Here is a 21,590-nt window from a genome sequence, read left to right on the forward strand (position 1 = left end):
ATGAAAAATGACGCTTATGAGATTATCCTTTCTTGGTTTATCACGCCTCTCACGGCGATTTTAGGGCGTTTCGCTGAATTTTTTCTCTACACTTTGCATGCGCAATTGGTGTTTAATAGCGTGGTCGCTTTGGCGTTCATGCTCTTTGCTTATAGGAGTTTGAAAGAACAGAATTTCTTCAGTGCCAGCACGCTAACAGAGGCGTTATTGTTTGTGGGGTTTTTTGCGCTGTTTAACTACGCTTTGAAAAACCCTTCGCGCTTTTATGAATTGTTTCAAAACGCTATTTTTATTGCGCCTAACATGATCACTCAAAGCCTTTCTCAAAGCTTGAGTAACTTTTCTAACCATGCGCTTTCTTTAGATTTTATCTTCAATCATGGTTTTTATGCCCTTAGCTTTATCAGCGATTTGAGTCATAATGAAATGTCCGTGTGGCTTTTTTTAAGTATTTTGCAAGCGCTTTTTTTGAGCGTTTTGTTTGCAATTATCATTTTAGTGTATTTGGAAGTGCATGTGTGGTGTTCTTTAGGGGCGCTGTTTTTAGCGTTTGGGTTTTTCAAAACCTGGAGGAGCGTTGTGGTTATATGCCTAAAAAAATGCTTCGCTCTTGGGTTTTACAAGCCTTTTTTGTTGTTGGTGGGGTTTTTGAATGTGTCGGTTACTAAGGCTTTAATAGACGCTCATATGCAAGAAAAACAAGACTTAAGCCTTTTATTGGTGGTAGCGTTATTTTTGTGTTGCGTTTTTATCATAGGCGTGCCTTTTTTCATCAACGCTTTGTTTAGGGTGCAAAATAGCCTTAAAGAAACTTACAAACTCGCCACCAATTTGAGCGCTAACCTCAGCCAAAACGCCCTTAATTCCTTACAATACATCACGACCTCGCCCGCTCCCTCTAGCGTTTCTACTTCTACAAGCGGTAGCGTTTCTAAAGAAAAAGAAACGCATTCCCCCACATTTAAGGTAGAAACCACTCAATTAGATGTAAAAATCCCAAATTTCAAGCAAAAAAAGGTTAAAAAGGATACAATAAATACAAAAAATGAAATTTAAATAAATAGGAATTTAATGAGAATTTTTTTTGTTATCATGGGACTTGTGTTTTTTGGTTGCACTAGTAAGGTGCATGAGATGAAAAAAAGCCCTTGCACATTGTATGAAAACAGGTTAAATCTCGCATGAAAGAAAAGCCTTTCAATAGCGAGCAGTTGATCTATTTAGAAGAGCTTTTAAGCCACCAAGAAAAGCATTTAGAAAACAAGCTTTCTGGTTTTTCGGTGAACGATTTGGACATGCAAAGCGTGTTTCGGCTGGAAAGGAACCGCTTGAAAATCGCTTACAAGCTCTTAGGCTTGATGAGTTTTATCGCGCTTATCTTAGCGATCGTTTTAATCAGTATCCTGCCCTTACAAAAAACCGAACACCATTTCGTGGATTTTTTAAACCAGGACAAGCATTACGCCATTATCCAAAGAGCGGATAAAAGCATTTCCAGTAATGAAGCGTTGGCTCGTTCGCTCATTGGGGCGTATGTGTTAAACCGAGAGAGCATTAACCGCATTGACGATAAATCGCGCTATGAATTGGTGCGCTTGCAAAGCAGTTCTAAAGTGTGGCAACGCTTTGAAGACTTGATTAAAACGCAAAACAGCATTTATGCGCAAAGCCATTTGGAAAGAGAAGTCCATATCGTCAATATTGCGATCTATCAGCAAGACAATAACCCCATTGCGAGCGTGTCCATTGCGGCTAAACTTTTGAATGAAAACAAGCTCGTGTATGAAAAGCGTTATAAAATCGTATTGAGTTATCTGTTTGACGCCCCAGATTTTGATTACGCTTCCATGCCTAAAAACCCTACCGGCTTTAAAATCACTCGCTACAGCATCACTGAAATCGCGCCGACTAATAGGAATGATTGATGCGGAAATTTTTATACGCTCTCATGGGCTTTTTGTTGGCTTTTAGCGTTTTAAAAGCCGATGATTTTTTGGAAGAAGCGAACGAAACAGCCCCGGCACATTTAAACCACCCCATGCAGGATTTAAACGCCATTCAAGGGAGCTTTTTTGACAAAAACCGCTCCAAAATGTCCAACACTTTGAACATTGATTACTTTCAAGGGCAAACTTATAAAATCCGCTTGCGTTATGCGATGGCGACCTTATTGTTTTTTTCAAAACCCATTAGCGATTTTGTTTTAGGGGATAAGGTGGGCTTTGATGCGAAAATCTTAGAAAGTAACGATCGTATTTTGCTCATCAAACCCCTACAAATTGGCGTGGATTCTAATATCAGCGTGATTGATAGCGAGGGTAAGATTTTTTCTTTCTATGTGTTTTCTACCACTTTCACCAGCTCCAAACACCCTAATTTACAGGTTTTCATAGAAGATAAAAACTATTACACTAACGCTTTTATCAAGCCCCAAAAAGAAAATCAAGAAAATATGGCTGAAAATGCCCCTAAAGATGCCCCAAAAAATAACCACAAGCCCCTAAAAGAAGAAAAAGAAGAAAGCAAAGAAAAAGAAGAAGAGACTATAACTATTGGCGATAACACCAACGCGATGAAAATCGTTAAAAAAGACATTCAAAAAGGCTATAAGGCTTTAAAAAGCTCTCAAAGGAAATGGTATTGTTTATGGGCTTGTTCTAAAAAATCCAAACTCTCCTTAATGCCTGAAGAAATCTTTAACGACAAGCAATTCACTTATTTCAAATTTGACAAAAGATTAGCGCTCTCTAAATTCCCGGTGATTTATAAGGTCGTTGATGGCTATGATAATCCGGTGAATACAAGGATTGTGGGCGATTACATTATCGCTGAAGACGTTTCTACTAAATGGACTTTAAGGTTGGGTAAGGATTATCTGTGTATCCGTTTTGTCAAAAAGGCTAAAGATGAATAAGTGGCTTAAGGGGGCGATTGTTTTTGCACTTGGTTTTGCAACGATTACAACCATTTCTTTAGTCTATCATCAAAAGCCAAAAGCCCCCCTAAATAACCAACCTAACCTTTTGAATGACGATGAGGTGAAATACCCTTTACAAGACTACACCTTCACTCAAAACCCACAGCCAACTAACACAGAAAGCTCCAAAGACGCTACCATCAAAGCCTTACAAGAACAGCTCAAAGCCGCTTTAAAAGCCCTAAACTCCAAAGAAATGAATTATTCCAAAGAAGAAACTTTTAAGAGCCCTCCCATGGATTTAAAAACAAACACAACCCCCCCTAAAAAAGATTTTTCTCTAAAGCAATTAGATTTATTAGCCGCTCGCATCACCCCTTTCAAACAAAGCCCTAAAAATTACGAAGAAAACCTGATTTTCCCTGTGGATAACCATGGCATTGATGGTTTCACTAACCTTAAAGAAAAAGACACCGCCACTAATGAAAACAAGCTTTTACGCACCATTACGGCTGACAAAATGATACCCGCCTTTTTGATCACGCCTATTTCTAGCCAGATCGCTGGTAAGGTCATCGCGCAAGTGGAGAGCGATATTTTTGCAAGCATGGGAAAAGCCGTCTTAATCCCTAAAGGCTCTAAAGTCATAGGCTATTACAGCAACAATAACAAAATGGGTGAATACCGCTTGGATATTGTATGGAGTCGAATCATCACTCCCCATGGCATTAATATCATGCTCACTAACGCTAAAGGGGCGGACATTAAAGGCTATAACGGCTTAGTGGGGGAATTGATTGAAAGGAATTTCCAGCGCTATGGCGTGCCGTTACTGCTTTCTACGCTCACTAACGGCTTATTGATTGGGATCACTTCGGCCTTAAACAACAGAGGCAATAAAGAAGAGGTGACTAATTTCTTTGGGGATTATCTTTTATTGCAATTGATGAGGCAAAGCGGTATGGGGATCAATCAAGTCGTCAATCAAATTTTAAGAGACAAGAGCAAGATCGCCCCCATTGTGGTGATTAGAGAGGGGAGTAGGGTCTTCATTTCGCCCAATACTGATATATTCTTCCCTATACCCAGAGAGAATGAAGTCATCGCTGAATTTTTGAAGTGACTCAAAAATGCCAGTTTAAAAACGCTATAATAACCCTAAAAAACAAAAGAGAGTCTAGCAAGAAAGCCCATGAAAATTAAAAATGTCTTATTGAGTGGGGGGAGCGGCAAACGCTTATGGCCTTTAAGCCGTAGCCTATACCCTAAGCAATTTTTAAAGCTTTTTGATCATAAAAGCTTGTTTGAGTTGAGTTTTAAAAGAAACGCTTCCTTAGTAGATGAAACGCTCATCGTGTGCAATGAAAAGCATTATTTTTTAGCCCTAGAAGAGATAAAGAATGAAATCCAAAACAAAAGCGTGGGTTTTTTACTAGAGAGTTTGAGTAAAAACACCGCTAACGCCATTGCTTTGAGTGCCTTAATGAGCGATAAAGAAGATTTGCTCATCGTTACGCCAAGCGATCATTTGATTAAAGACCTTCAAGCGTATGAAAATGCGATAAAAAAAGCGATTAATTTAGCCCAAAAAGGTTTTTTAGTCACTTTTGGCGTGAGTATTGACAAGCCTAATGCGGAGTTTGGGCATATTGAAAGCCCTAACGCTCTAGATGTCAAGCGATTCATTGAAAAGCCAAGCTTAGAAAAAGCGATAGAGTTTCAAAAAAGCGGGGGTTTTTATTTCAATAGCGGCATGTTTGTTTTCCAAGCGGGCGTTTTTTTAGACGAATTGAAAAAGCATGCCCCTACTATTTTAAAGGGGTGTGAAAGAGCGTTTGAATCGTTAGAAAACGCGTATTTTTTTGAAAAAAAGATCGCTCGTTTGAGCGAAAAGAGCATGCAAGATTTAGAAGATGTGAGCGTGGATATAGCTTTAATGCAACAAAGCCACAAAATCAAAATGGTAGGATTGAACGCCAAATGGAGCGATTTAGGGAATTTTAACGCCCTTTTTGAAGAAGCGGCTAACGAGTCTAAAGAAAATGTCAGCCTGAATCAAACGCCTGTTTTTGCCAAAGAGAGCGAGAATAATCTAGTGTTTTCTCATAAAGTGAGCGCTCTTTTAGGGGTTGAGGATTTAGCGATCATTGACACTAAAGACGCTCTTTTAGTCGCTCATAAAGACAAAGCTAAGGATTTAAAAGCCCTAGTGAGCGAAATAGAAACACACAACCAAGAATTATTACAAACGCACACTAAAGTCTATCGCCCTTGGGGGAGCTATGAAGTCTTGCATGAGAGCGGTTGCTACAAGGTTAAGATTTTAGAAGTCAAACCAAACGCTAGGCTTTCTTTACAAAAGCATTTCCACAGGAGCGAACACTGGGTGGTGATTAGCGGGTTGGCGAGCGTGGAATTGGATCACCAATCGTTTGAATTGCAAGCTAATGAGTCCACTTATATCCCTAAAAACACCTTACACCGCCTGGCTAATTATGGCAAAATCCCTTTGATTATCATAGAGGTCCAAGTGGGCGAGTATGTCGGTGAAGACGATATTGTAAGGGTTGATGACGATTTTAACAGGCAGAACCAAAACGCTTAATAAAGGAGATTTAATAAATAAAATTCAATAAAGGAAAAATAATGAAAGAAAAAATCGCTTTAATCACTGGGGTTACCGGACAAGACGGGAGCTATCTGGCTGAATACTTGCTGAATTTGGGTTATGAAGTGCATGGGTTAAAAAGGCGCTCTTCTAGCATCAACACTTCTAGGATCGATCATCTGTATGAGGATTTGCACAGCGAGCACAAAAGGCGTTTTTTCTTGCACTATGGGGATATGACCGATAGCTCCAACCTCATCCATTTAATCGCTACCACTAAGCCCACAGAGATCTATAATTTAGCCGCGCAAAGCCATGTGAAAGTCTCTTTTGAAACCCCAGAATACACCGCTAACGCTGATGGTATTGGCACGCTAAGGATTTTAGAGGCCATGCGGATTTTGGGCTTAGAAAATAAAACACGATTTTATCAAGCCAGCACGAGCGAATTGTATGGCGAAGTCTTAGAAACCCCACAAAATGAAAACACCCCCTTTAACCCACGAAGCCCCTACGCGGTCGCTAAAATGTATGCCTTTTACATCACTAAAAATTACAGAGAAGCTTATAATCTGTTTGCGGTTAATGGCATCCTTTTTAACCATGAGAGCAGGGTAAGGGGCGAAACTTTTGTAACCCGTAAAATCACACGAGCCGCTAGCGCGATAGCGTATAACTTAACGGATTGCTTGTATTTAGGGAATTTAGACGCTAAAAGAGATTGGGGGCATGCCAAAGATTACGTGAAGATGATGCATTTAATGCTCCAAGCGCCTACCCCACAAGATTATGTGATCGCTACAGGGAAGACCACGAGCGTGCGCGATTTTGTGAAAATGAGCTTTGAATTTATCGGTATTGATCTAGAATTTCAAAATACAGGGATTAAAGAAATCGGTTTGATTAAAAGCGTTGATGAAAACAGAGCGAACGCTTTACAATTGAATTTAAGCCATTTAAAAATAGGCAAAATCGTGGTGCGTATAGATGAACGCTATTTCAGGCCTACTGAAGTGGATTTGCTCTTAGGCGATCCCACTAAGGCTGAAAAAGAGCTGGGCTGGGTTAGGGAATACGATTTAAAAGAGTTGGTTAAGGACATGTTAGAATACGATTTAAAAGAATGCCAGAAAAACCTTTACTTGCAAGATGGGGGCTATACTTTAAGGAATTTTTATGAATGAGATCATTTTAATCACCGGCGCTTATGGCATGGTGGGGCAGAACACGGCGTTGTATTTTAAAAAAAACAAGCCTGATGTTACTTTACTCACCCCTAAAAAGAGCGAATTGTATTTATTGGATAAAGACAGCGTTCAAGCTTATTTGAAGGAATACAAGCCTACAGGCATTATCCATTGTGCCGGGAGAGTGGGGGGCATTGTGGCGAACATGAACGATCTTTCAACTTACATGGTTGAGAATTTACTCATGGGCTTGTATCTTTTTTCTAGCGCTTTAGATTTGGGCGTGAAAAAAGCCATTAATCTGGCGAGCTCTTGCGCTTATCCTAAATTCGCCCCTAACCCCTTAAAAGAGAGCGATTTATTGAACGGCTCTTTAGAGCCAACGAATGAGGGCTACGCTTTAGCCAAACTCTCTGTGATGAAGTATTGCGAATACGTGAGCGCTGAAAAGGGCGTTTTTTATAAAACTCTAGTGCCTTGCAACCTTTATGGCGAGTTTGACAAGTTTGAAGAAAAGATAGCGCACATGATACCAGGGCTTATTGCCAGGATGCACACCGCTAAATTAAAAAATGAAAAAAATTTTGCGATGTGGGGCGATGGTACGGCCAGAAGAGAGTATCTAAACGCTAAAGATTTAGCCAGATTCATCGCTCTCGCTTATGAGAATATCGCTCAAATCCCTAGCGTGATGAATGTCGGCTCTGGAGTGGATTACAGCATTGAAGAGTATTACGAAAAAGTCGCTCAGGTTTTAGACTATAAGGGCGTGTTTGTGAAAGACTTATCCAAACCAGTGGGCATGCAACAAAAGCTTATGGATATTTCCAAACAAAAGGCTTTAAAATGGGAATTAGAAATCCCTTTAGAGCAGGGCATCAAAGAAGCTTATGAGTATTATTTGAAGCTTTTAGAGGTTTGAAATAAAATCAAGGCTCTTATAGAGCTATAAAAACGCTCCGCCATTAGGCGTTAGGCTAGCGATTTTACGATATTGCGATCACAAATTCGCTTCAAAAAGCTTGAGCCATTAATGGGGGTTTGTTCGCTTCGCTCTCAATCTCAAGCGCTTTCAAAAAGCAAGGCGTGTTAGCATTTTAATTTTTCATAAAGAGCTAGGGAAAGTAAGGGGCTTTTTTATTGGGCTAATCATCAATATCTTTACGCTAAAAATAAACTTTTACAAGAGATAGTTTTGAATAGCATGAGAATCTGTTTATTATTCTATGTGAGCGGGCAATTCTCTCTATTGAACTGAATGTCCTAGATTTCTATGCTGTCTGTTTTAGAGATGATTATCAGTTGGTTTTTATCTTCTTCCAATTCCAAAATCCCAAGTCCCTTTATCAGTCTTTATACTAACTTCTTTTATATGCTGACAACGAAATGGAAGTATATAAAATTGATAGCTATCGCCAAATCTTAGCGTTTTATTAATCTTGAAATAGGGAAATCCATCGTTATCACAATTCCCACGATTGATTTTTGCGCTCAATATAGTGATACTATCAACATTTGAAATGATATCTATCCAATAAAGACCGTGACCATACTTACTGAAAGTTACTTCTATGTCTATTGGTGGTTTTTCACTACCACTACACTCCACAAAAAACACAGCAAACCCAAAAATGACTGCTAATATCAAGCCCGCTTTTTTATAACCCACCACTAACACCCTCTTATTGTAAGTTTTCTCAAATGGATTGAGTATAGTAGACTTAGCTTAGGTGATCTCTAAAAAATTTTAGAGGGCAAAGGCGGTAGGGTTTTAAAAAGCACTCTAGCTTTAACAAATCCTAGGCAACAATTCGCCCTCTGGCGTCTCTAAAATCCTTTCAAAACCCCATGCGTTCTTTAAAACCACGCTAGGATAGGGGTTTTCAAACACTTTGCCAATCACGCAAGCGTTTTTGGCTTTCTCGTTACTTTTTAAAATTTCTAAGGCTTTAGGGGCGTCTTTTTGATTGAGCGCTAAAACAAACACCCCCTCATTAGCTAGCGTGTAGGGTTCTAGCCCTAAAATCTCGCAAATCCCTTTAGTTTCTTCTTTTAAAGGGATTTTTTCTTCTTCTATGACGATTTTCACTCTGGAGCTGTTCGCCCATTCGTTCAGCACGCTCGCTAACCCGCCCCTAGTCGCATCTCTTAAAGCATCAATTTTGAGATCGCTTAAAAATAGGGGTTTTAATAAGGGGTAGAGCAGTTGGCAATCGCTTTCTAGATTGGTTTTAAGCTTGATTTCATTACGCATCGCAAACAGGCTTGCCCCATGATTGGCGATCGTGTCGCTTAGGATAATGGCTTGTCCTGGTTGTAAATGGCGCGAAGAAATCCCTGGCTTGATGATTTTACCAATGCAGGTTGTGTTGATAAAAAGCTTATCCACGCTCCCCTTTGGCACGACTTTAGTGTCTAGGGAGAGGAGTTTTAAGTTGGCTTTAAACAATTCTTTTTGTATGGATTGTAAAATTTGTTTTAAAAGAGGGATTTCTAAGCCTTCTTCTAAAATAAAACCCATATTCAAATACAAAGGTTCGCCCCCTTGCACGCTCACGTCATTCGCGCTCCCGCAAACGCAAAGCTTGCCTATATCGCCCCCATTAAAAATTAAGGGCGTGATGACAAAACTATCCGTGCTTACGCAATATTCCCCACTAGCTTTAAATTTAGGAGCGTCTTCATCAAACGCAATAATCCATTCTTTTAAATAGGGCATAAAGACTCGCTCAATTAAAGCGTTTGTTTCTTTCCCTCCATTCCCGCATGCTAGAGTTACGCTATCCATTTTTATCCTTTTTTGATGATTGTAGGGTTGAAATACGCCATTAAGGCTTGACCGACAGGGATACTGCTGTCATTAGGGGGGAAATGCTTGTGGAAAAAATACTGCCTCTTTAGCCCCCTCAATCGTTGGGCCAATTGTTCGCATAATAATTGATTACAAAACACGCCCCCACTGCACACCACCACATGCTCTTTAAAAGGCGCGATTAAAGCGGTAATGATTTCTACTAGGCTGTTAAAAAATTTCTTAGCGATGCGTTCAGGCTCTAAAACGCCCAAATCCTTTTCAAACGCTTGATAAAATTCCTTCAAACACACCACGCTGTTTTTGATTTCAAAAGGGTAAAAAGCGATCTCATCGCTTTGTAAGGCTAGATTTTCTAAAACCTGCCCGCTCTCGGCTTCAAAGCTAATCGTTCCTGTTAAATCCAAACTAAACGCTACTATATCAAACAAACGCCCTATGGAATTGGTAGCGACGCTTTGAATTTTTTTGTCATGCATTTGTTGGAAAATTTCTAATTCGTCTTCTTTAAAATGCTTTTGAATGCGCTTTAAAAGCTTGTTGAGTTGGTGTTTTAAGGCGATTTCTAAAACCAAGCGTTTAGGCTCTTTGATCGCTTTTTGCCCTCCTAAAAGCCAAAATTCTTCAAACCTGGCCACTTCTTCAATGTATTCAAAATCCCCTACAAAACACTCCGCCCCATAAATCTTATTTTCATAAGCCCCACTCCCGTCCCAAACAATACCTATAAAGGGGTGATTTAAATGCGGATTTTGTAATAATGCGTCTAAGACGCTCGCTAAAAAGTGGGCATGGTGGTGCTGGACTTGCAACAAGGGCGTATTAAATTCAAAAGCCATTTGAGTGGTGGTGTAGTTTTGATGCTTGTCGCAAGCTAAGAGCGTGGGTTTGAAATCATAGGTTTTTAAGAAAAAATTCAGGGTTTCTTTAAAGTGCTTTTCATTTTCTAAAACGCTCAAATCCCCACAAAAAGGCGAAAGCAAAACAACGGAAATCTCGCTATCCAATAAGCTAAAATGCCCTTTTTGCTCCGCTCCAAGCGCTAAAATCTTTTTGGGTGAATGGTTAGAGCGTTTGGGCAAAGCAAGGTAAAGGGGGGCAAACCCTCTAGCCAAACGCATGGGGCGAATTACATTATCCACACGCTGCACGATACTGTCATCAATCCTGTGGATGATGGCACGATTGTGCGTGAGTTTAAAATCAAAAATGAAACTCAAGGCGTCAATCTCAGCCTCATCGCTCGCTAAAGGGAGGGAGCTGAAATTCGCGCTCGTGAATATGATAGGGAAATCCAATAAATCCAATAATAAAGCATGCAAAGGGGTATAGGGCAAGATAACGCCATAAAAGGGGGAGTTTTTAGCGATATTGGGGGCTAATTGGGTGTCAGGTTTTTTACGCGCTAAAAGAATGGGGGCACTTGTAGAATTCAAGCTCTCGCATTCTAACGTGTTCAAAAACGCATGCTGTTTGGCTGATTCTAAGTCTTTAAACATGAGCGCGAAAGGCTTTAAGGGGCGGTTTTTTAAAAGCCGTAATCTTTCTATGGTTTGAAAATTCCTCGCATCGCACAAGAGAGCAAAGCCTCCCAAACCTTTAAGAGCGATGATTTTACCCTTTTGAATGTCTTTAGCGCATTCTAAAAGAGCGTCATCATTTTTGAATCGCTTATAATTGAGTGCGATACCGCACTTTTTGCAGCTGATGCCTTGAATGTGGAAGCGTTTGTTATGAGCGTCTTTATAAACGGATGTGCAAAATTCACAGAGTTTGAAAGGCTTTAGGGCGGAGTTTTCTCTGTCATAGGGCATGGCGTTTAAAAGGCTGTATCTCGCCCCGCATTTCGCGCAAGAATTGAAAGCGTAATGAAAATAGGGGGAGTTTTTATCCCTGATTTCGCGCAAGCAATCCTTGCACACGCCTAAATCTTTAGGGATTTGACTGAGCAGATTTAAAGGGTGGTTCTTGCTTTCTAAAATCCTAAAATCATTGAAATGAAGCGCCTTATCATAAGGGCTAATAATGATTTTTTCCACCAGCGCTAAAGGGGGTAATCCTTTTTTGAGGGCGTTTAAAAAAGACTCTGTTTGATGAGCGGGTAAGATGATCTCTAAAGCCGCTTGGGTGTTACGCACAAAGCCTACAAGCTCTAATTTTTGAGCCAAGGTATAAATAAAAGGGCGCATGCCCACGCCTTGAACCACGCCAAAAAGCGTGATTTTGTTCAATAAAGTTGCATCGTTACACAATGCAAACTCCCATGCTGTTTGATTAAAGTATTGCAATCAATTCCTACCACTTCTAAGGGCGTGTGTTGTTTTAAGGTTTCTAAAATGAGCGCGTCTTTAGGGTCGTTGTAGGTGGGGACGATTAAAGCGTTATTGCACAATAAAAAATTCACATAAGTTGCCGGTAAGCGTTGTTGGTTTTCATCAAAAATGGCTTTGGGGATTTCTAGGGGGATGAGTTTATAGGGCGTTCCGTCTAATTTTTTAAAGGTTTTTAATTCTTCTTGCATTTTTTTTAAGGCCGTGTAATGCTCATCGTTTTCATCCTCGCATGCGCTATAAACAATGGTGTCTTTATTTAAAAAGCGAGCGAGCGTGTCGGTATGGCTATCGGTATCATCGCCCTTTAAATAGCCATAAGAATACCACAGCACTTGTTTAGCCCCTAATTCCTTTTTAAGCATGGTTTCTATTCCATTTTGATTCAAATGAGGGTTACGATTTTTTTCTAGCAGGCATTGGGTGTTGGTTAAAATACTCCCGGCCCCATCGCTTTCTATGCTCCCGCCCTCTAAAATATAGGGCATCGTTTTTAAAGGGTGTTTTAAAAACCCCAAATGTTTGAGCTTGAAATTCACTAAATTGTCTAAATTGGACGGGTATTTTAACCCCCAGCCATTAAAACCAAAGTTCAAGCACTCCAAAACGCCCTGATTTTCAACGCTGATCGCTCCAAAATCCCTAGCCCATGTGTCGTTAGTGTCAATTCTTGCGATTTCTACACCAGATAAGTTTTTAAGCGTTTCATAACCGATAGTGTCGTTAGTGTGGACGCACACTAACACCTGAGCGTGTTTGGCTATGGTTTGAATGATGTTTAAAAAACTTTCCCTAGCCTCTTTGATGCAATACGCCCAGTCGCTAAACTCATGGGGGAAAGCCATTAAAATCGCTTGGATTTTTTCAAACTCCGCTAACATTCTTTTCATTAAAAATATCCTTTTAAATAACTATAACACAATCTCATTCAAATAGCGTTTTTAAAGCAAATTCAAACGCTTTTTAGCGGTTTGAAAATATTCTTTTTCTGATTCTATGCCGATAAAATTTCGTTCTAAATTTTTGCACGCTAAGCCGGTGGTGCCGCTCCCCATGAAAGGATCCAGCACGATGTCATTAGGGTTTGTGTGAATGGAAATGATTTTTTCCATTAAGGCTAGGCTTTTTTGCGTGGGGTGTTTCACTTTTTCAATCCCGCTCACCACAGGGCTTTTTAAAATCAAGGGCCGTAAATATTTTTCATTGTCTGGTTTGTTAAACACCCATTTGGCTTTCTTTTTAACCGCCCACAGGGCAAATTCCGTGTCTTGGACATAACGCCGGTGAATGTTTCTTGGCATGGGATTAGTTTTAACCCATTGGATAAAGTCTTTGACTATAAAGCCGTTTTCTTCTAAAAAATCAGCGATATAGCTTATAAACCTGTAAGAGCAAAAAATCACCATGCAGCCGTTTGGATTGATTAAGGGGGCGTAGCGCTTGATCCATTCTAAAAGCTTGAAATTTTTATCCCATTCCCCAAAGTCTATGCCCTGTCTTTTAGCGCTCTTTAGGGTGGGAAAATTGTTTTTAACCGAAATATTGTAAGGAGGGTCCGTGATGATTGCATCCACTTTTAAATTTTGCTGGTAAAAATCCTTGATGATTTCAAAAGCGTCAGCGTGATAAATTTGTATCATTTTCTTAAGTTTTTTAAGATCGCTTTGCCTAAGGCTAGGGCTAGAAGAGGAGGCACAGCGTTACCGATTTGCTTGCAAACGCTCGTTTTATTGCCATAAAAGATATAATCATCGCTAAAACTCTGTATCCTGGCGGCTTCTCTGGGCGTGATAGAGCGGTGCAATTCAGGGTGGGAGTTGGTGCCATTGCTGGGAGTTATTAAATGAGAGCGGTTAAAAAAGTCGTTGTCTATGAGCAGGTTTAAAAGTTTCTTGTAAAAAGAGTTTTCGTCTAAATGCAAGTCGTTTTCTAAAATGAAAACAAAAGTTCCTTTGATTTTTGTAACGCTTTCTTGATTGGATTGCCAAATTGGATATGCGCTTAAAGTGTTGAGAGCGTTTAAAACTTGCGCTTTGCTTTCTTCATAGCCAGAGATAAATTTTGAAGCCTTGTAAGAACACACCCCATAAATACAACCATTTTTAATTTGGAAACGGCTCAACAACACCCCCAAATTAAAGGGATCAATGGCGTTTAAAAAGCGAGAAACAAGCAACAATAACCTTTCATTTTTTAAAGGGATTATAAAACAGCGCTCATTAGTTTTTGTTTAAGGGTTTTAGAATGCTATCTAAAATTTCATTGGTAGCAACGCATTCAAACCCCTCTTCTAAAAGCCCATAGCACCCCACTCCTGCCCCAGAAAATAAAGAAACATAGGTTAAAGTTTTATCCAAAAGCATAGGGGCATTAAAAGACTAAACAAGATTTATTCATCTTAATGTTTCAAACTTTCAATTTCTTTAAGCATGGTTTCAAAAGCCTCTTTAGTGCCTGTTCGCACGCTAGAAAACAAACTAAACACAACAATAGCTATGCTCGCTACAATAAAGCCCGGAACGATTTCATAAATATCCAAAAAGCTTTTGCCAAATTTATCGTATAAAATCACCGTGCTAGCCCCAGAGAGCATGCCAGCAATCGCGCCGATGCGCGTCATTCTTGACCAAAAAAGCGAGAACAAAATCACAGAGCCAAAACTCGCGCCAAAGCCAGCCCATGCGTAACTCACGATGCTAAGAATGCTAGCGTTTCTATCCGTTGAAATGAAAAAAGCGATGCAAGCCACCCCTAAAACCGAAAGCCTAGAAATAACCATCACTAATTTTTGCGGGGCATCTTTATTGAAAATCGTCGCATAGAAATCTTCAGCAATGGTAGAAGAGCTTACAAGCAGTTGCGAACTGGCCGTGCTCATCACCGCCGCTAAAATCGCACTCAATAAAATGCCTGTGATCCAAGGGTTAAAGAGCAATTGACTCATCACAATGAAAATCTTTTCAGGGTCTTGTAAGCTCAAGTCAAATTTATGCACATACGCAACGCCTAAAAGCCCCATAACGCATGCCCCAATCAAAGAAATAACCATCCAAGAAATCCCAATAGTGGTCGCTTTAGGCACATCTCTAATGGAGCGGATAGACATGAAACGCACTAAAATATGGGGTTGCCCAAAATAGCCTAACCCCCAAGCAAGGCTTGAAATAATAGCGACTACGCTAGAGCCTTGTAAGAAAGAAAGGTTTTCAGGCTTGATTTCTCTAATGATTTTAATCCCCTCTCCAATCCCGCCAAGATGGATTATCATCACAATCGGCACCACGATTAAAGCGCTCATCATCAAAAGCCCTTGAATCAAATCCGTCCAACACACCGCCTTATACCCTCCTAAAAAGGTGTAAGAGACAATGATCAGCGTGCCAATGCTTAAAGCGTAGTTGTATTGAATGCCAAAGGTCGCTTCAAAGAGTTTAGCCCCACTCACTAGCCCTGAAGAAATGTAAAAAATAAAAAAGATTAAAATCACAAAAGCTGAAATCAAGCGCAAGATGTGTTTATCATCGCTAAAGCGCGTTTCAAAATAATCTGAAATGGTAATAGAATTAGCGATCACGCTCGTATAAATGCGTAAGCGTTTGGCCACAAAAACCCAGTTAATGAGCGCTCCTAAACTCAAGCCTATGGCGATGTGTGAGTTGATTAAGCCCCCCACATATAAAGCTCCAGGCAATCCCATTAAAAGCCACCCGCTCATATCGCTCGCCCCCGCGCTCAAAGCGCTAATCACAGGCCCCATAGAGCGATCGCCTAAGAAATAATCTTCAGTCGTTTCGTTTTGTTTGTAAAAATAAAAACCAATATAGAGCATTAACAGCGAATAAACGACAAACATCGTAACGATAGGGGTGCTTAAAACAACATGTCCCATTTTGATCTCCTTATTTAATACAATATTTATTTTTCAGCACAACATGATTTGTGGCAAGTGGGTTGCCTTAAAACCCTTGAGCCTAAATTCCCGTAACGATGATAAGAAATGCTAACCGATCGCTCTAAGTGGTAATACAGCAATTCAAAACGCCCGTTCAAGCAGGGTTTAGCCGTGGCTAAAACCATCCCTAAAGCGCTCGCTTGCTTGTGCAATAAATCCAGATCGCTTTTTAAATAACGGATACGATTGAAAGCATGCAATTTCTCGCTAAATTTTTGCAAGCTTTCATAAACGATAGGGGCGTTTGCTTGGAGAATTTTTAAGCATTCTAAGAAAAATGTTAAATCCTTGTTCGCTCGTTCGTTTTCTGCGCTGATTGTTAAAGGGATTTGAGAAATGAGGCATGCTAAAGCCACGCCCAACATGTCGCTTAAAGTGTCCTTTTCGGTGATGCGATAGCCCACGCTTTTAACTTTAGTGTAGGAAAAGAGGTTGTCTTCGCCTCTGATTTTGACATAGTCTTTAGCTTGGCTGAATTCATGCTTGTAATGATAGGCGTAGCTCTTTGCCATAAAAATCGCACGCTTCAACTCATGCGTGTGTTCGTCATAGCCTTTTTGAATCAAGCCCTCTAAAGCTTCACTTAAGGGGTTTTTTAAGGCGTGTTCGTCTTCTTCATCTTGGTGGATATTCACAAATTGCGTGATATAGTTGAAAATGCCTACCTTCCTCCCAAACCCCACAGCGGATTTTTTAATCCCCCCAAAAGGTTGGCGCAAAACGATCGCTCCTGTGGTGGGCTTGTTGATATAGATATTACCGGCTTCAATGCGTTCTAAATAGTATTCCCACTCCCTTTCATCCAAAGACTCTAACGCGCTAGTCAGCCCGTAACCGGTAGAATTGACTATCTCTATCGCTTCGTCTAAATCTTTTGCTTTCATCACGGATAAAATGGGCGTAAAAAGCTCAGTTTGGTGCGTGAAATCGCCTTTTTTAGTGCCGTATTTGATGCTTGGCTTCATCAAATAGGGGTTATCATCAACAAAGCTTGCCGGGATTTCGTAATTTTCATAGCTTTTCAATTCATCTATGGCTTTGATGACCTTTTCATTAGGCTTGTCCGCTAGAGTGCCGATTTTGTTTTTGAAATCAAAAGGATCGCCCACGCTAAGGCTTAGAGTTGCATCTATTAGAGTCTTTTTAAAGTTCTCATCTTCATAGACTTCTTTTTCTAACACTAAAAGCGAAGTGGCAGAACATTTTTGCCCCGAATTGCTAAAAGCTGAATGGATAACATTCTTAATCGCTTGATCTCTGTCTGCCATTTTGCTCACAATGGTGGCGTTTTTACCGCCCGTTTCAGCGCTCAAGGCTAGAGTGGGGTTAGCTTTGAGCATTTTATAAGCGGTGTCTTCGCCCCCGGTTAAAATGGCAAACTGGATGCTTTCATCTTTTAAAAGGTGTTCGCTAATATCGCTCCCTTTAGAGGGCAAGTAAATGAGCGCATCTCTTGGCACGCCCGCATCCCAAAAGCACTCACAAAGCTTATAACCCGTTACGCTAGACAAACTTGAGGGCTTGTAAATCACCCGATTGCCAGCGGCTAGAGGGGCAGCGATAGTGCCTACAGAAATGCCCACAGGGAAATTCCATGGAGCGATGACCACACCCACGCCTTTGGGAGTGAATTTCGTTTTTTCATTTTGCTCTTGCAACACCCTTAAACTATAAGGGTAAAACTCTAAAAAGTCAATGGCTTCGCTCACTTCAGCGTCCGTTTCAGCGAAAGTCTTACCCACTTCTAAAGCCGAAATCCCTACTAAATCGCCTCTCCTTTCTCTAAAAATCTGGGCGGTTTGACTCAATAAAGCATGGATTTCTGTGAAGCTTTTTTGACTGAAATGACTTTTATCGCTTTTAGCCACTTCTAGAGCTTTTAAAATCGCTTCCTTATCCGCTAAATGCACGCTGGCGATTTTTTTATGATGGATTTTATCAAAGACTTCTAAAGGGGTTAGATTAGGATCTTCAAACCTCCCATCTATTTCTGGGTAAAGCTCTAAAATAGGGGCGTTATGCATTTTCTCACGCACTTTTTTAGCCCATTCTCGATTGGCTTTTAAGATAAAATCGGTATCGCTTTCGTTTTTAAAGGAGTGGTTTGGGTAGGTGGTATGGCCGGTTTGCTTGGCGTTTCTGTCTTGGATCCTGTGGGTGGCGTTGTCTAAAGTGGCGATTCCTTTAAGGCTGTTTAAAAAGCGTTGCTCTTGGTCTTTCCATTCGCTCGTGCCTACTTTGAGATTGAAGAAAGCTTTCATGAAATTATCGCTTGAGGTGTTTTCATCTAGCCTCCTCACCAAGTAAGCGATCGCATTGTTAAAATGCGCTTCATCGCACACCGGCGCATAAAGAATGAGTTTGTGCATCTCTTTTAGTTCCTGGCTCGCTTGCAAGCTCATGCCCTCTAGCATTTCAAAGCTAAAATGCTCCAACACAACAGGGTCATTAAGGGCATGGATGCGCGTATAAACATAGGCGATTTCAAAAATATTGTGGCTCGCTGCGCCAATATGAATGTATTTATAATTATCGCCCTCTAAAACAAAATCCAGCATTTTATTGTAATTAGAATCGGTATCTTGTTTATTGGAAAATGTGGGTAACGCCCAGTCTTTCACGGAAGCGATCGTCTCTTCGCTCTCCATGTTCGCCCCCTTAACAAAGCGGATTTTAATGGGTTTCAACCCTTTTAAAACCCTTTCTTTAGAAAAAGCGTGCAGTTTTTTCAAATATTCATAAGAATCAGGGATATAGGCTTGCAGCACAATACCGGCGTTCAAATCAAATTTAGCGATGGATTCCATAAAAGACTCCACCGTAAGCTCTAAATCCCTAAATTCCTCCATATCCAAGTTGATGAATTTAGGCATGCCTTGCTTTTTTTCTTCTTCTAAAGCCAGGGCATAAAGAGCGTCTAAGCGTTTGACAATCTCTTTTTTAGAGTATTCAAAATCAAGGATATTGATTTGAGAAAAAATCGTTGTGATTTTAATGGAAATGTATTGGATGTAGTTGGATTTTAAGGCTTGAGAGTATTTTTCAAAACGAGCAGACGCTTCTTCTTCGCCTAAAACTTCCTCGCCAATAAAATTCACGTTCAAAATGATTTTTTCATTTTTTCTTTTTAAAATCCGCTCTTTCAATTGGCTTTCTTCTTGATCCAAGACCATCGCTTTCGTGTCGCTTCTGATTTTATTGACAAAGAAAGGCACGCTCATATCAGGGAGCATTTTCCCAAAGCTTAAAAACCCCATTAAAAGCAATTTTTCAAACGGAGAAAAAATCTCACGGCTTTTGTATTTGTCTAAAACATGCTCAATCATTTCAAAGCGGGCTTTATTGTCTAGGCATCTAAAACTCCGATCCATAAGCTCTATGAGCATGACTTTGTTTTCAGGGTTGTTTAAAAGCTTTTGCATTTTAGAGTGGAACGCTTTTTCTTGCTCGCTCAAATGGCTACTGATACTATCTTGCAGTTTTTTAGCTAATTCTAATGAATCGTCAATGATTTTTTGCATGAGCTTACCTTTTGTTTAAGAATTTGGCTTGATTGTAGCATGTTTTAAGCGGGTTTTTTAAGCGGTCATTTTTAATAATGCTTTTTAATTTGTGATTGTTTTCATACTAAATGAATTTAATTATTAAAATTGATTTTTTTAAAAGTGGTAATTATTTACCGCTTAAGACAAAAATTAGAGGAATTTTTTATCGTTTAAAAAGTTCATTTACTTTTCGTTTAAAAATAAATTTTATCATTCTCGCCGTGTAATTTAAAAGCCTCAAACCAATGAAACGATTTTAAATTAAACGGATTTATAAGAAATTTTACAAAACAAAGGATATAAAATGAAAACAATTAAAAATGGTATTATGATCGGCACACTCGGCACATTGTTATTGAGCGGTTGCTCTAGCTTTGATGCTCAGCGTTTCGCTTGTCTCCCTAAAGACCATTCTTCAAAAGACGCTTCCACCAAAAAAGAAGCGCAATACATACCTAAGGGCTTTTTTGACCCTTATTCTTCTAACTTAAACCACTGGGATTCTACATTCTAGGGGTTTATTAGAGGGGGCGAAAAAAGGGGGGGATAATAAAGCTCATTTTAAGTTTTCTCAAAAATTACAATAACAATCTTTTTAACACTGATATAATAAAAGGAGATATTCTTACGAGTGGCGCTCATATTGTAGAAAATACGAATAATGAGAAAATAGAAAAACCAAATATTTCAAATCCCACTGCTTTCGCCCCCACACCCCCCAATAATGAAGAGCTTTTAAATAATAAAGAGCTTTTAAAATCTGTTGAAGATCTAACAGATCGCTTTAAAAAATTAGAATATAAATTAGAAGACCTTGAACCCCTTATAAAAATCTCTCATCTTATAGTTATAGGCTCTTTCTTTTCGCTTGGAAAATCTTCTAACGACACCCAAGAAAACTCAAAAGACGCTCAAGGAAGAGAGGAAGTGCTTAAAAAAGCCCAAGAAGAAAACACTGAATTAAATAGAGAAAGAAATGATCTAGCTAGAGAAAAAGATAAGTTAGCTAGCCAAAACACCGCTCTAACCACAGAAAAAGATAAACTAGCTGACAAAAATAAAGAGTTAGATGATCAAGTTGGCTTATTAAAAGAGCAAATAAAATCGTTAGAACAATCTCAGCAAGTTTTAGAAAATGAAAACACTGATCTAACTAACAAGATCGCCGAGTTATCAAAAGAAAAAGACAAGTTAGAGCAAAAACACGCTCCATACAAAAAATTAGAAAACTCTATGAAGTCTTTTTGGAAGTCAAAGGGTGCTTGAATTTTAATTTTGTAGCAACAACTCACAGCGCAATGGATTTGATCGCATACGTTCTTAGCGATAGTAAATACTATTTAGAAAGCCTTTATGACAAAGCGAGCCAAGAATTAAGCGATAAGAAGAGCGATAAAGGCGAAAAATTAGCTGAATTGTTTGATTTGCTTTTTGAATACATTAAGGATAGTAAATTTGAGCGTTTGAAAGAACCAAGTGCTTATGACTCTACATGCAAAAGCCTATACCTAGAGCAAAACACTTCTCAAAAGATACAAAGAGTGGTCTTAATCGGCTATACATACGATAAAAAAACATATTATACTATCGTGGATATGGGATCATAAAATGGGAACATTCATTGAAAAATGCTTTGGCTTCTATCAAGTGAGGAAAGAGTTAGAAGCTCGCATCAGTGGGTTAGAAAACTCTAACGATCAATTACGGCAAGCTAAAGAAAAGCTGACTAAAGAAAAAGCCGAGTTATCAAAAGAAAAAGAAAATCTAACTAAAGCAAACGCCAAGCTGAAAACCGAAAACGACAAGCTCAACCACCAAGTTATTGCGCTCACTAAAGAGCAGGATAGCCTCAAACAAGAGCGAGCGCAATTGCAAGATGTGCATGGGTTTTTAGAAGAATTATGCGCTTATTTAGAAAAAGAAAACCAACACCTAACCGACAAACCCAAAAAGTTAGAAAGCGCTCAAAAAAATTTAGAAAACTCTAACGATCAGCTATTACAGGCTAAAGAAAGCATAGCCGAAGAAAAAACAGAATTGGAGCGAGAAATGGTGTGCCTGAAGAGCTTAGAAGCCACAGACAAAAGCGATCTGGACTTGCAAAATTGGCATTTTAAAAGCGTAATAGAGGATCTCAAACGCCAAAACCGAAAATTAGAAGAAGAGAACATCGCCCTCAAAGAGAGGGTTGATGGCTTGAACGAGCAACCCTCAAAACCACAAAAACCACAATAAAGGA

General features: G+C 39.6%; 17 protein-coding genes and 4 pseudogenes. 11 read left to right on the forward strand and 10 right to left on the reverse strand.

Translation table 11 applies throughout. The features are described 5' to 3' along the window. The 8 genes from G6069_RS02790 to G6069_RS02825 all read left to right on the forward strand — a co-directional run bounded on the left by G6069_RS02790 (position 1) and on the right by G6069_RS02825 (position 7,634). A complete protein-coding gene (locus tag G6069_RS02790) occupies positions 1 to 1,056 on the forward strand; it encodes a type IV secretion system protein (protein ID WP_197293331.1) in 1,056 nt (351 codons plus the stop codon). A gap of 15 nt (positions 1,057 to 1,071) precedes the next feature. After that, positions 1,072 to 1,185 (forward strand): hypothetical protein, encoded by a 114-nt coding sequence (locus tag G6069_RS02795; RefSeq protein ID WP_001217873.1) that lies wholly within the window; start codon positions 1,072 to 1,074, stop codon positions 1,183 to 1,185. After that, a complete protein-coding gene (locus G6069_RS02800) occupies positions 1,182 to 1,925 on the forward strand; it encodes a VirB8 family type IV secretion system protein (protein WP_197293305.1) in 744 nt (247 codons plus the stop codon). The genes G6069_RS02795 and G6069_RS02800 overlap by 4 nt, the downstream gene beginning before the upstream one ends. Further along, positions 1,925 to 2,914: a TrbG/VirB9 family P-type conjugative transfer protein gene (locus G6069_RS02805; RefSeq protein ID WP_197293306.1), complete on the forward strand. Its 990-nt coding sequence runs from the start codon at positions 1,925 to 1,927 to the stop codon at positions 2,912 to 2,914. Before G6069_RS02800 ends, G6069_RS02805 begins: the two co-directional genes overlap by 1 nt. Beyond that, positions 2,907 to 4,040 (forward strand): DNA type IV secretion system protein ComB10, encoded by a 1,134-nt coding sequence (locus G6069_RS02810; RefSeq protein ID WP_197293307.1) that lies wholly within the window; start codon positions 2,907 to 2,909, stop codon positions 4,038 to 4,040. Before G6069_RS02805 ends, G6069_RS02810 begins: the two co-directional genes overlap by 8 nt. Positions 4,041 to 4,109: 69 nt before the next feature. After that, positions 4,110 to 5,522, forward strand: coding sequence for a mannose-1-phosphate guanylyltransferase/mannose-6-phosphate isomerase (locus G6069_RS02815; RefSeq protein WP_197293308.1), 1,413 nt, complete (start codon positions 4,110 to 4,112; stop codon positions 5,520 to 5,522). Between the two features lie 41 nt (positions 5,523 to 5,563). Next, positions 5,564 to 6,709 carry a GDP-mannose 4,6-dehydratase gene (gene gmd / locus G6069_RS02820; protein WP_197293309.1) on the forward strand — a complete coding sequence of 382 codons (1,146 nt, stop codon included), beginning with the start codon at positions 5,564 to 5,566 and terminating at the stop codon, positions 6,707 to 6,709. Then, positions 6,702 to 7,634 (forward strand): GDP-L-fucose synthase family protein, encoded by a 933-nt coding sequence (locus G6069_RS02825; protein WP_197293310.1) that lies wholly within the window; start codon positions 6,702 to 6,704, stop codon positions 7,632 to 7,634. Before gmd ends, G6069_RS02825 begins: the two co-directional genes overlap by 8 nt. 50 nt (positions 7,635 to 7,684) lie before the next feature. Here G6069_RS02825 and G6069_RS08180 read toward each other — a convergent pair. The 10 genes and pseudogenes from G6069_RS08180 to G6069_RS02870 all read right to left on the reverse strand — a co-directional run bounded on the left by G6069_RS08180 (position 7,685) and on the right by G6069_RS02870 (position 19,327). After that, positions 7,685 to 7,788, reverse strand: a pseudogene (locus tag G6069_RS08180) (anthranilate synthase component I). A 233-nt stretch (positions 7,789 to 8,021) separates the two neighbouring features. Continuing rightward, entirely contained in the window at positions 8,022 to 8,330 is a 309-nt protein-coding gene (locus G6069_RS02830; protein WP_115018513.1) for a hypothetical protein, read from the reverse strand. Between the two features lie 171 nt (positions 8,331 to 8,501). Then, positions 8,502 to 9,500 carry a hydrogenase expression/formation protein HypE gene (hypE, locus tag G6069_RS02835; RefSeq protein WP_197293311.1) on the reverse strand — a complete coding sequence of 333 codons (999 nt, stop codon included), beginning with the start codon at positions 9,498 to 9,500 and terminating at the stop codon, positions 8,502 to 8,504. Positions 9,501 to 9,502: 2 nt separating this feature from the next. Then, positions 9,503 to 11,755 carry a carbamoyltransferase HypF gene (gene hypF, locus G6069_RS02840; RefSeq protein ID WP_197293333.1) on the reverse strand — a complete coding sequence of 751 codons (2,253 nt, stop codon included), beginning with the start codon at positions 11,753 to 11,755 and terminating at the stop codon, positions 9,503 to 9,505. Continuing rightward, the gene (locus tag G6069_RS02845; RefSeq protein WP_197293312.1) at positions 11,752 to 12,744 is read right to left on the reverse strand and encodes an agmatine deiminase family protein; all 993 of its coding nucleotides are present in this window, start codon (positions 12,742 to 12,744) and stop codon (positions 11,752 to 11,754) included. The genes hypF and G6069_RS02845 overlap by 4 nt, the downstream gene beginning before the upstream one ends. A gap of 51 nt (positions 12,745 to 12,795) precedes the next feature. Then, a complete protein-coding gene (locus G6069_RS02850) occupies positions 12,796 to 13,494 on the reverse strand; it encodes a DNA-methyltransferase (RefSeq protein WP_197293313.1) in 699 nt (232 codons plus the stop codon). After that, a pseudogene (locus G6069_RS02855) lies at positions 13,472 to 14,030 on the reverse strand (DNA cytosine methyltransferase). Before G6069_RS02855 ends, G6069_RS02850 begins: the two are co-directional and overlap by 23 nt. Positions 14,031 to 14,094: 64 nt before the next feature. Then, positions 14,095 to 14,217: pseudogene (locus G6069_RS02860) on the reverse strand (DNA cytosine methyltransferase); the annotation flags it as partial. Positions 14,218 to 14,252: 35 nt separating this feature from the next. Then, entirely contained in the window at positions 14,253 to 15,743 is a 1,491-nt protein-coding gene (gene putP / locus G6069_RS02865; protein WP_150248240.1) for a sodium/proline symporter PutP, read from the reverse strand. A gap of 26 nt (positions 15,744 to 15,769) precedes the next feature. Next, positions 15,770 to 19,327, reverse strand: coding sequence for a bifunctional proline dehydrogenase/L-glutamate gamma-semialdehyde dehydrogenase (locus G6069_RS02870; protein ID WP_197293314.1), 3,558 nt, complete (start codon positions 19,325 to 19,327; stop codon positions 15,770 to 15,772). A gap of 328 nt (positions 19,328 to 19,655) precedes the next feature. Between G6069_RS02870 and G6069_RS02875 the strand changes: the two genes are divergently transcribed. The 3 genes and pseudogenes from G6069_RS02875 to G6069_RS02890 all read left to right on the forward strand — a co-directional run bounded on the left by G6069_RS02875 (position 19,656) and on the right by G6069_RS02890 (position 21,586). Continuing rightward, complete coding sequence (locus G6069_RS02875; protein ID WP_000849028.1) at positions 19,656 to 19,865, forward strand: hypothetical protein; 210 nt, start codon at positions 19,656 to 19,658, stop codon at positions 19,863 to 19,865. A gap of 335 nt (positions 19,866 to 20,200) precedes the next feature. Then, positions 20,201 to 20,958: pseudogene (locus tag G6069_RS07950) on the forward strand (M protein). Position 20,959: 1 nt separating this feature from the next. Continuing rightward, on the forward strand, positions 20,960 to 21,586 hold the full coding sequence (locus G6069_RS02890) for a coiled-coil domain-containing protein (protein ID WP_197293315.1): 627 nt from the start codon (positions 20,960 to 20,962) through the stop codon (positions 21,584 to 21,586). Positions 21,587 to 21,590: the final 4 nt, after the last annotated feature.

The sequence above is a fragment of the Helicobacter pylori genome (genome assembly GCF_017594925.1).
GTDB classification, from domain to species: domain Bacteria; phylum Campylobacterota; class Campylobacteria; order Campylobacterales; family Helicobacteraceae; genus Helicobacter; species Helicobacter pylori_DP.

Coding starts and splice junctions, on each gene's coding strand:
- G6069_RS02790 (WP_197293331.1), top strand. CDS start 1: ATGAAAAATGACGCTTATGAGATTATCCTTTCTTGGTTTATCACGCCT.
- G6069_RS02795 (WP_001217873.1), top strand. CDS start 1,072: ATGAGAATTTTTTTTGTTATCATGGGACTTGTGTTTTTTGGTTGCACT.
- G6069_RS02800 (WP_197293305.1), top strand. CDS start 1,182: ATGAAAGAAAAGCCTTTCAATAGCGAGCAGTTGATCTATTTAGAAGAG.
- G6069_RS02805 (WP_197293306.1), top strand. CDS start 1,925: ATGCGGAAATTTTTATACGCTCTCATGGGCTTTTTGTTGGCTTTTAGC.
- G6069_RS02810 (WP_197293307.1), top strand. CDS start 2,907: ATGAATAAGTGGCTTAAGGGGGCGATTGTTTTTGCACTTGGTTTTGCA.
- G6069_RS02815 (WP_197293308.1), top strand. CDS start 4,110: ATGAAAATTAAAAATGTCTTATTGAGTGGGGGGAGCGGCAAACGCTTA.
- gmd (WP_197293309.1), top strand. CDS start 5,564: ATGAAAGAAAAAATCGCTTTAATCACTGGGGTTACCGGACAAGACGGG.
- G6069_RS02825 (WP_197293310.1), top strand. CDS start 6,702: ATGAATGAGATCATTTTAATCACCGGCGCTTATGGCATGGTGGGGCAG.
- hypE (WP_197293311.1), bottom strand. CDS start 9,500: ATGGATAGCGTAACTCTAGCATGCGGGAATGGAGGGAAAGAAACAAAC.
- G6069_RS02845 (WP_197293312.1), bottom strand. CDS start 12,744: ATGAAAAGAATGTTAGCGGAGTTTGAAAAAATCCAAGCGATTTTAATG.
- G6069_RS02850 (WP_197293313.1), bottom strand. CDS start 13,494: ATGATACAAATTTATCACGCTGACGCTTTTGAAATCATCAAGGATTTT.
- putP (WP_150248240.1), bottom strand. CDS start 15,743: ATGGGACATGTTGTTTTAAGCACCCCTATCGTTACGATGTTTGTCGTT.
- G6069_RS02870 (WP_197293314.1), bottom strand. CDS start 19,327: ATGCAAAAAATCATTGACGATTCATTAGAATTAGCTAAAAAACTGCAA.
- G6069_RS02875 (WP_000849028.1), top strand. CDS start 19,656: ATGAAAACAATTAAAAATGGTATTATGATCGGCACACTCGGCACATTG.
- G6069_RS02890 (WP_197293315.1), top strand. CDS start 20,960: ATGGGAACATTCATTGAAAAATGCTTTGGCTTCTATCAAGTGAGGAAA.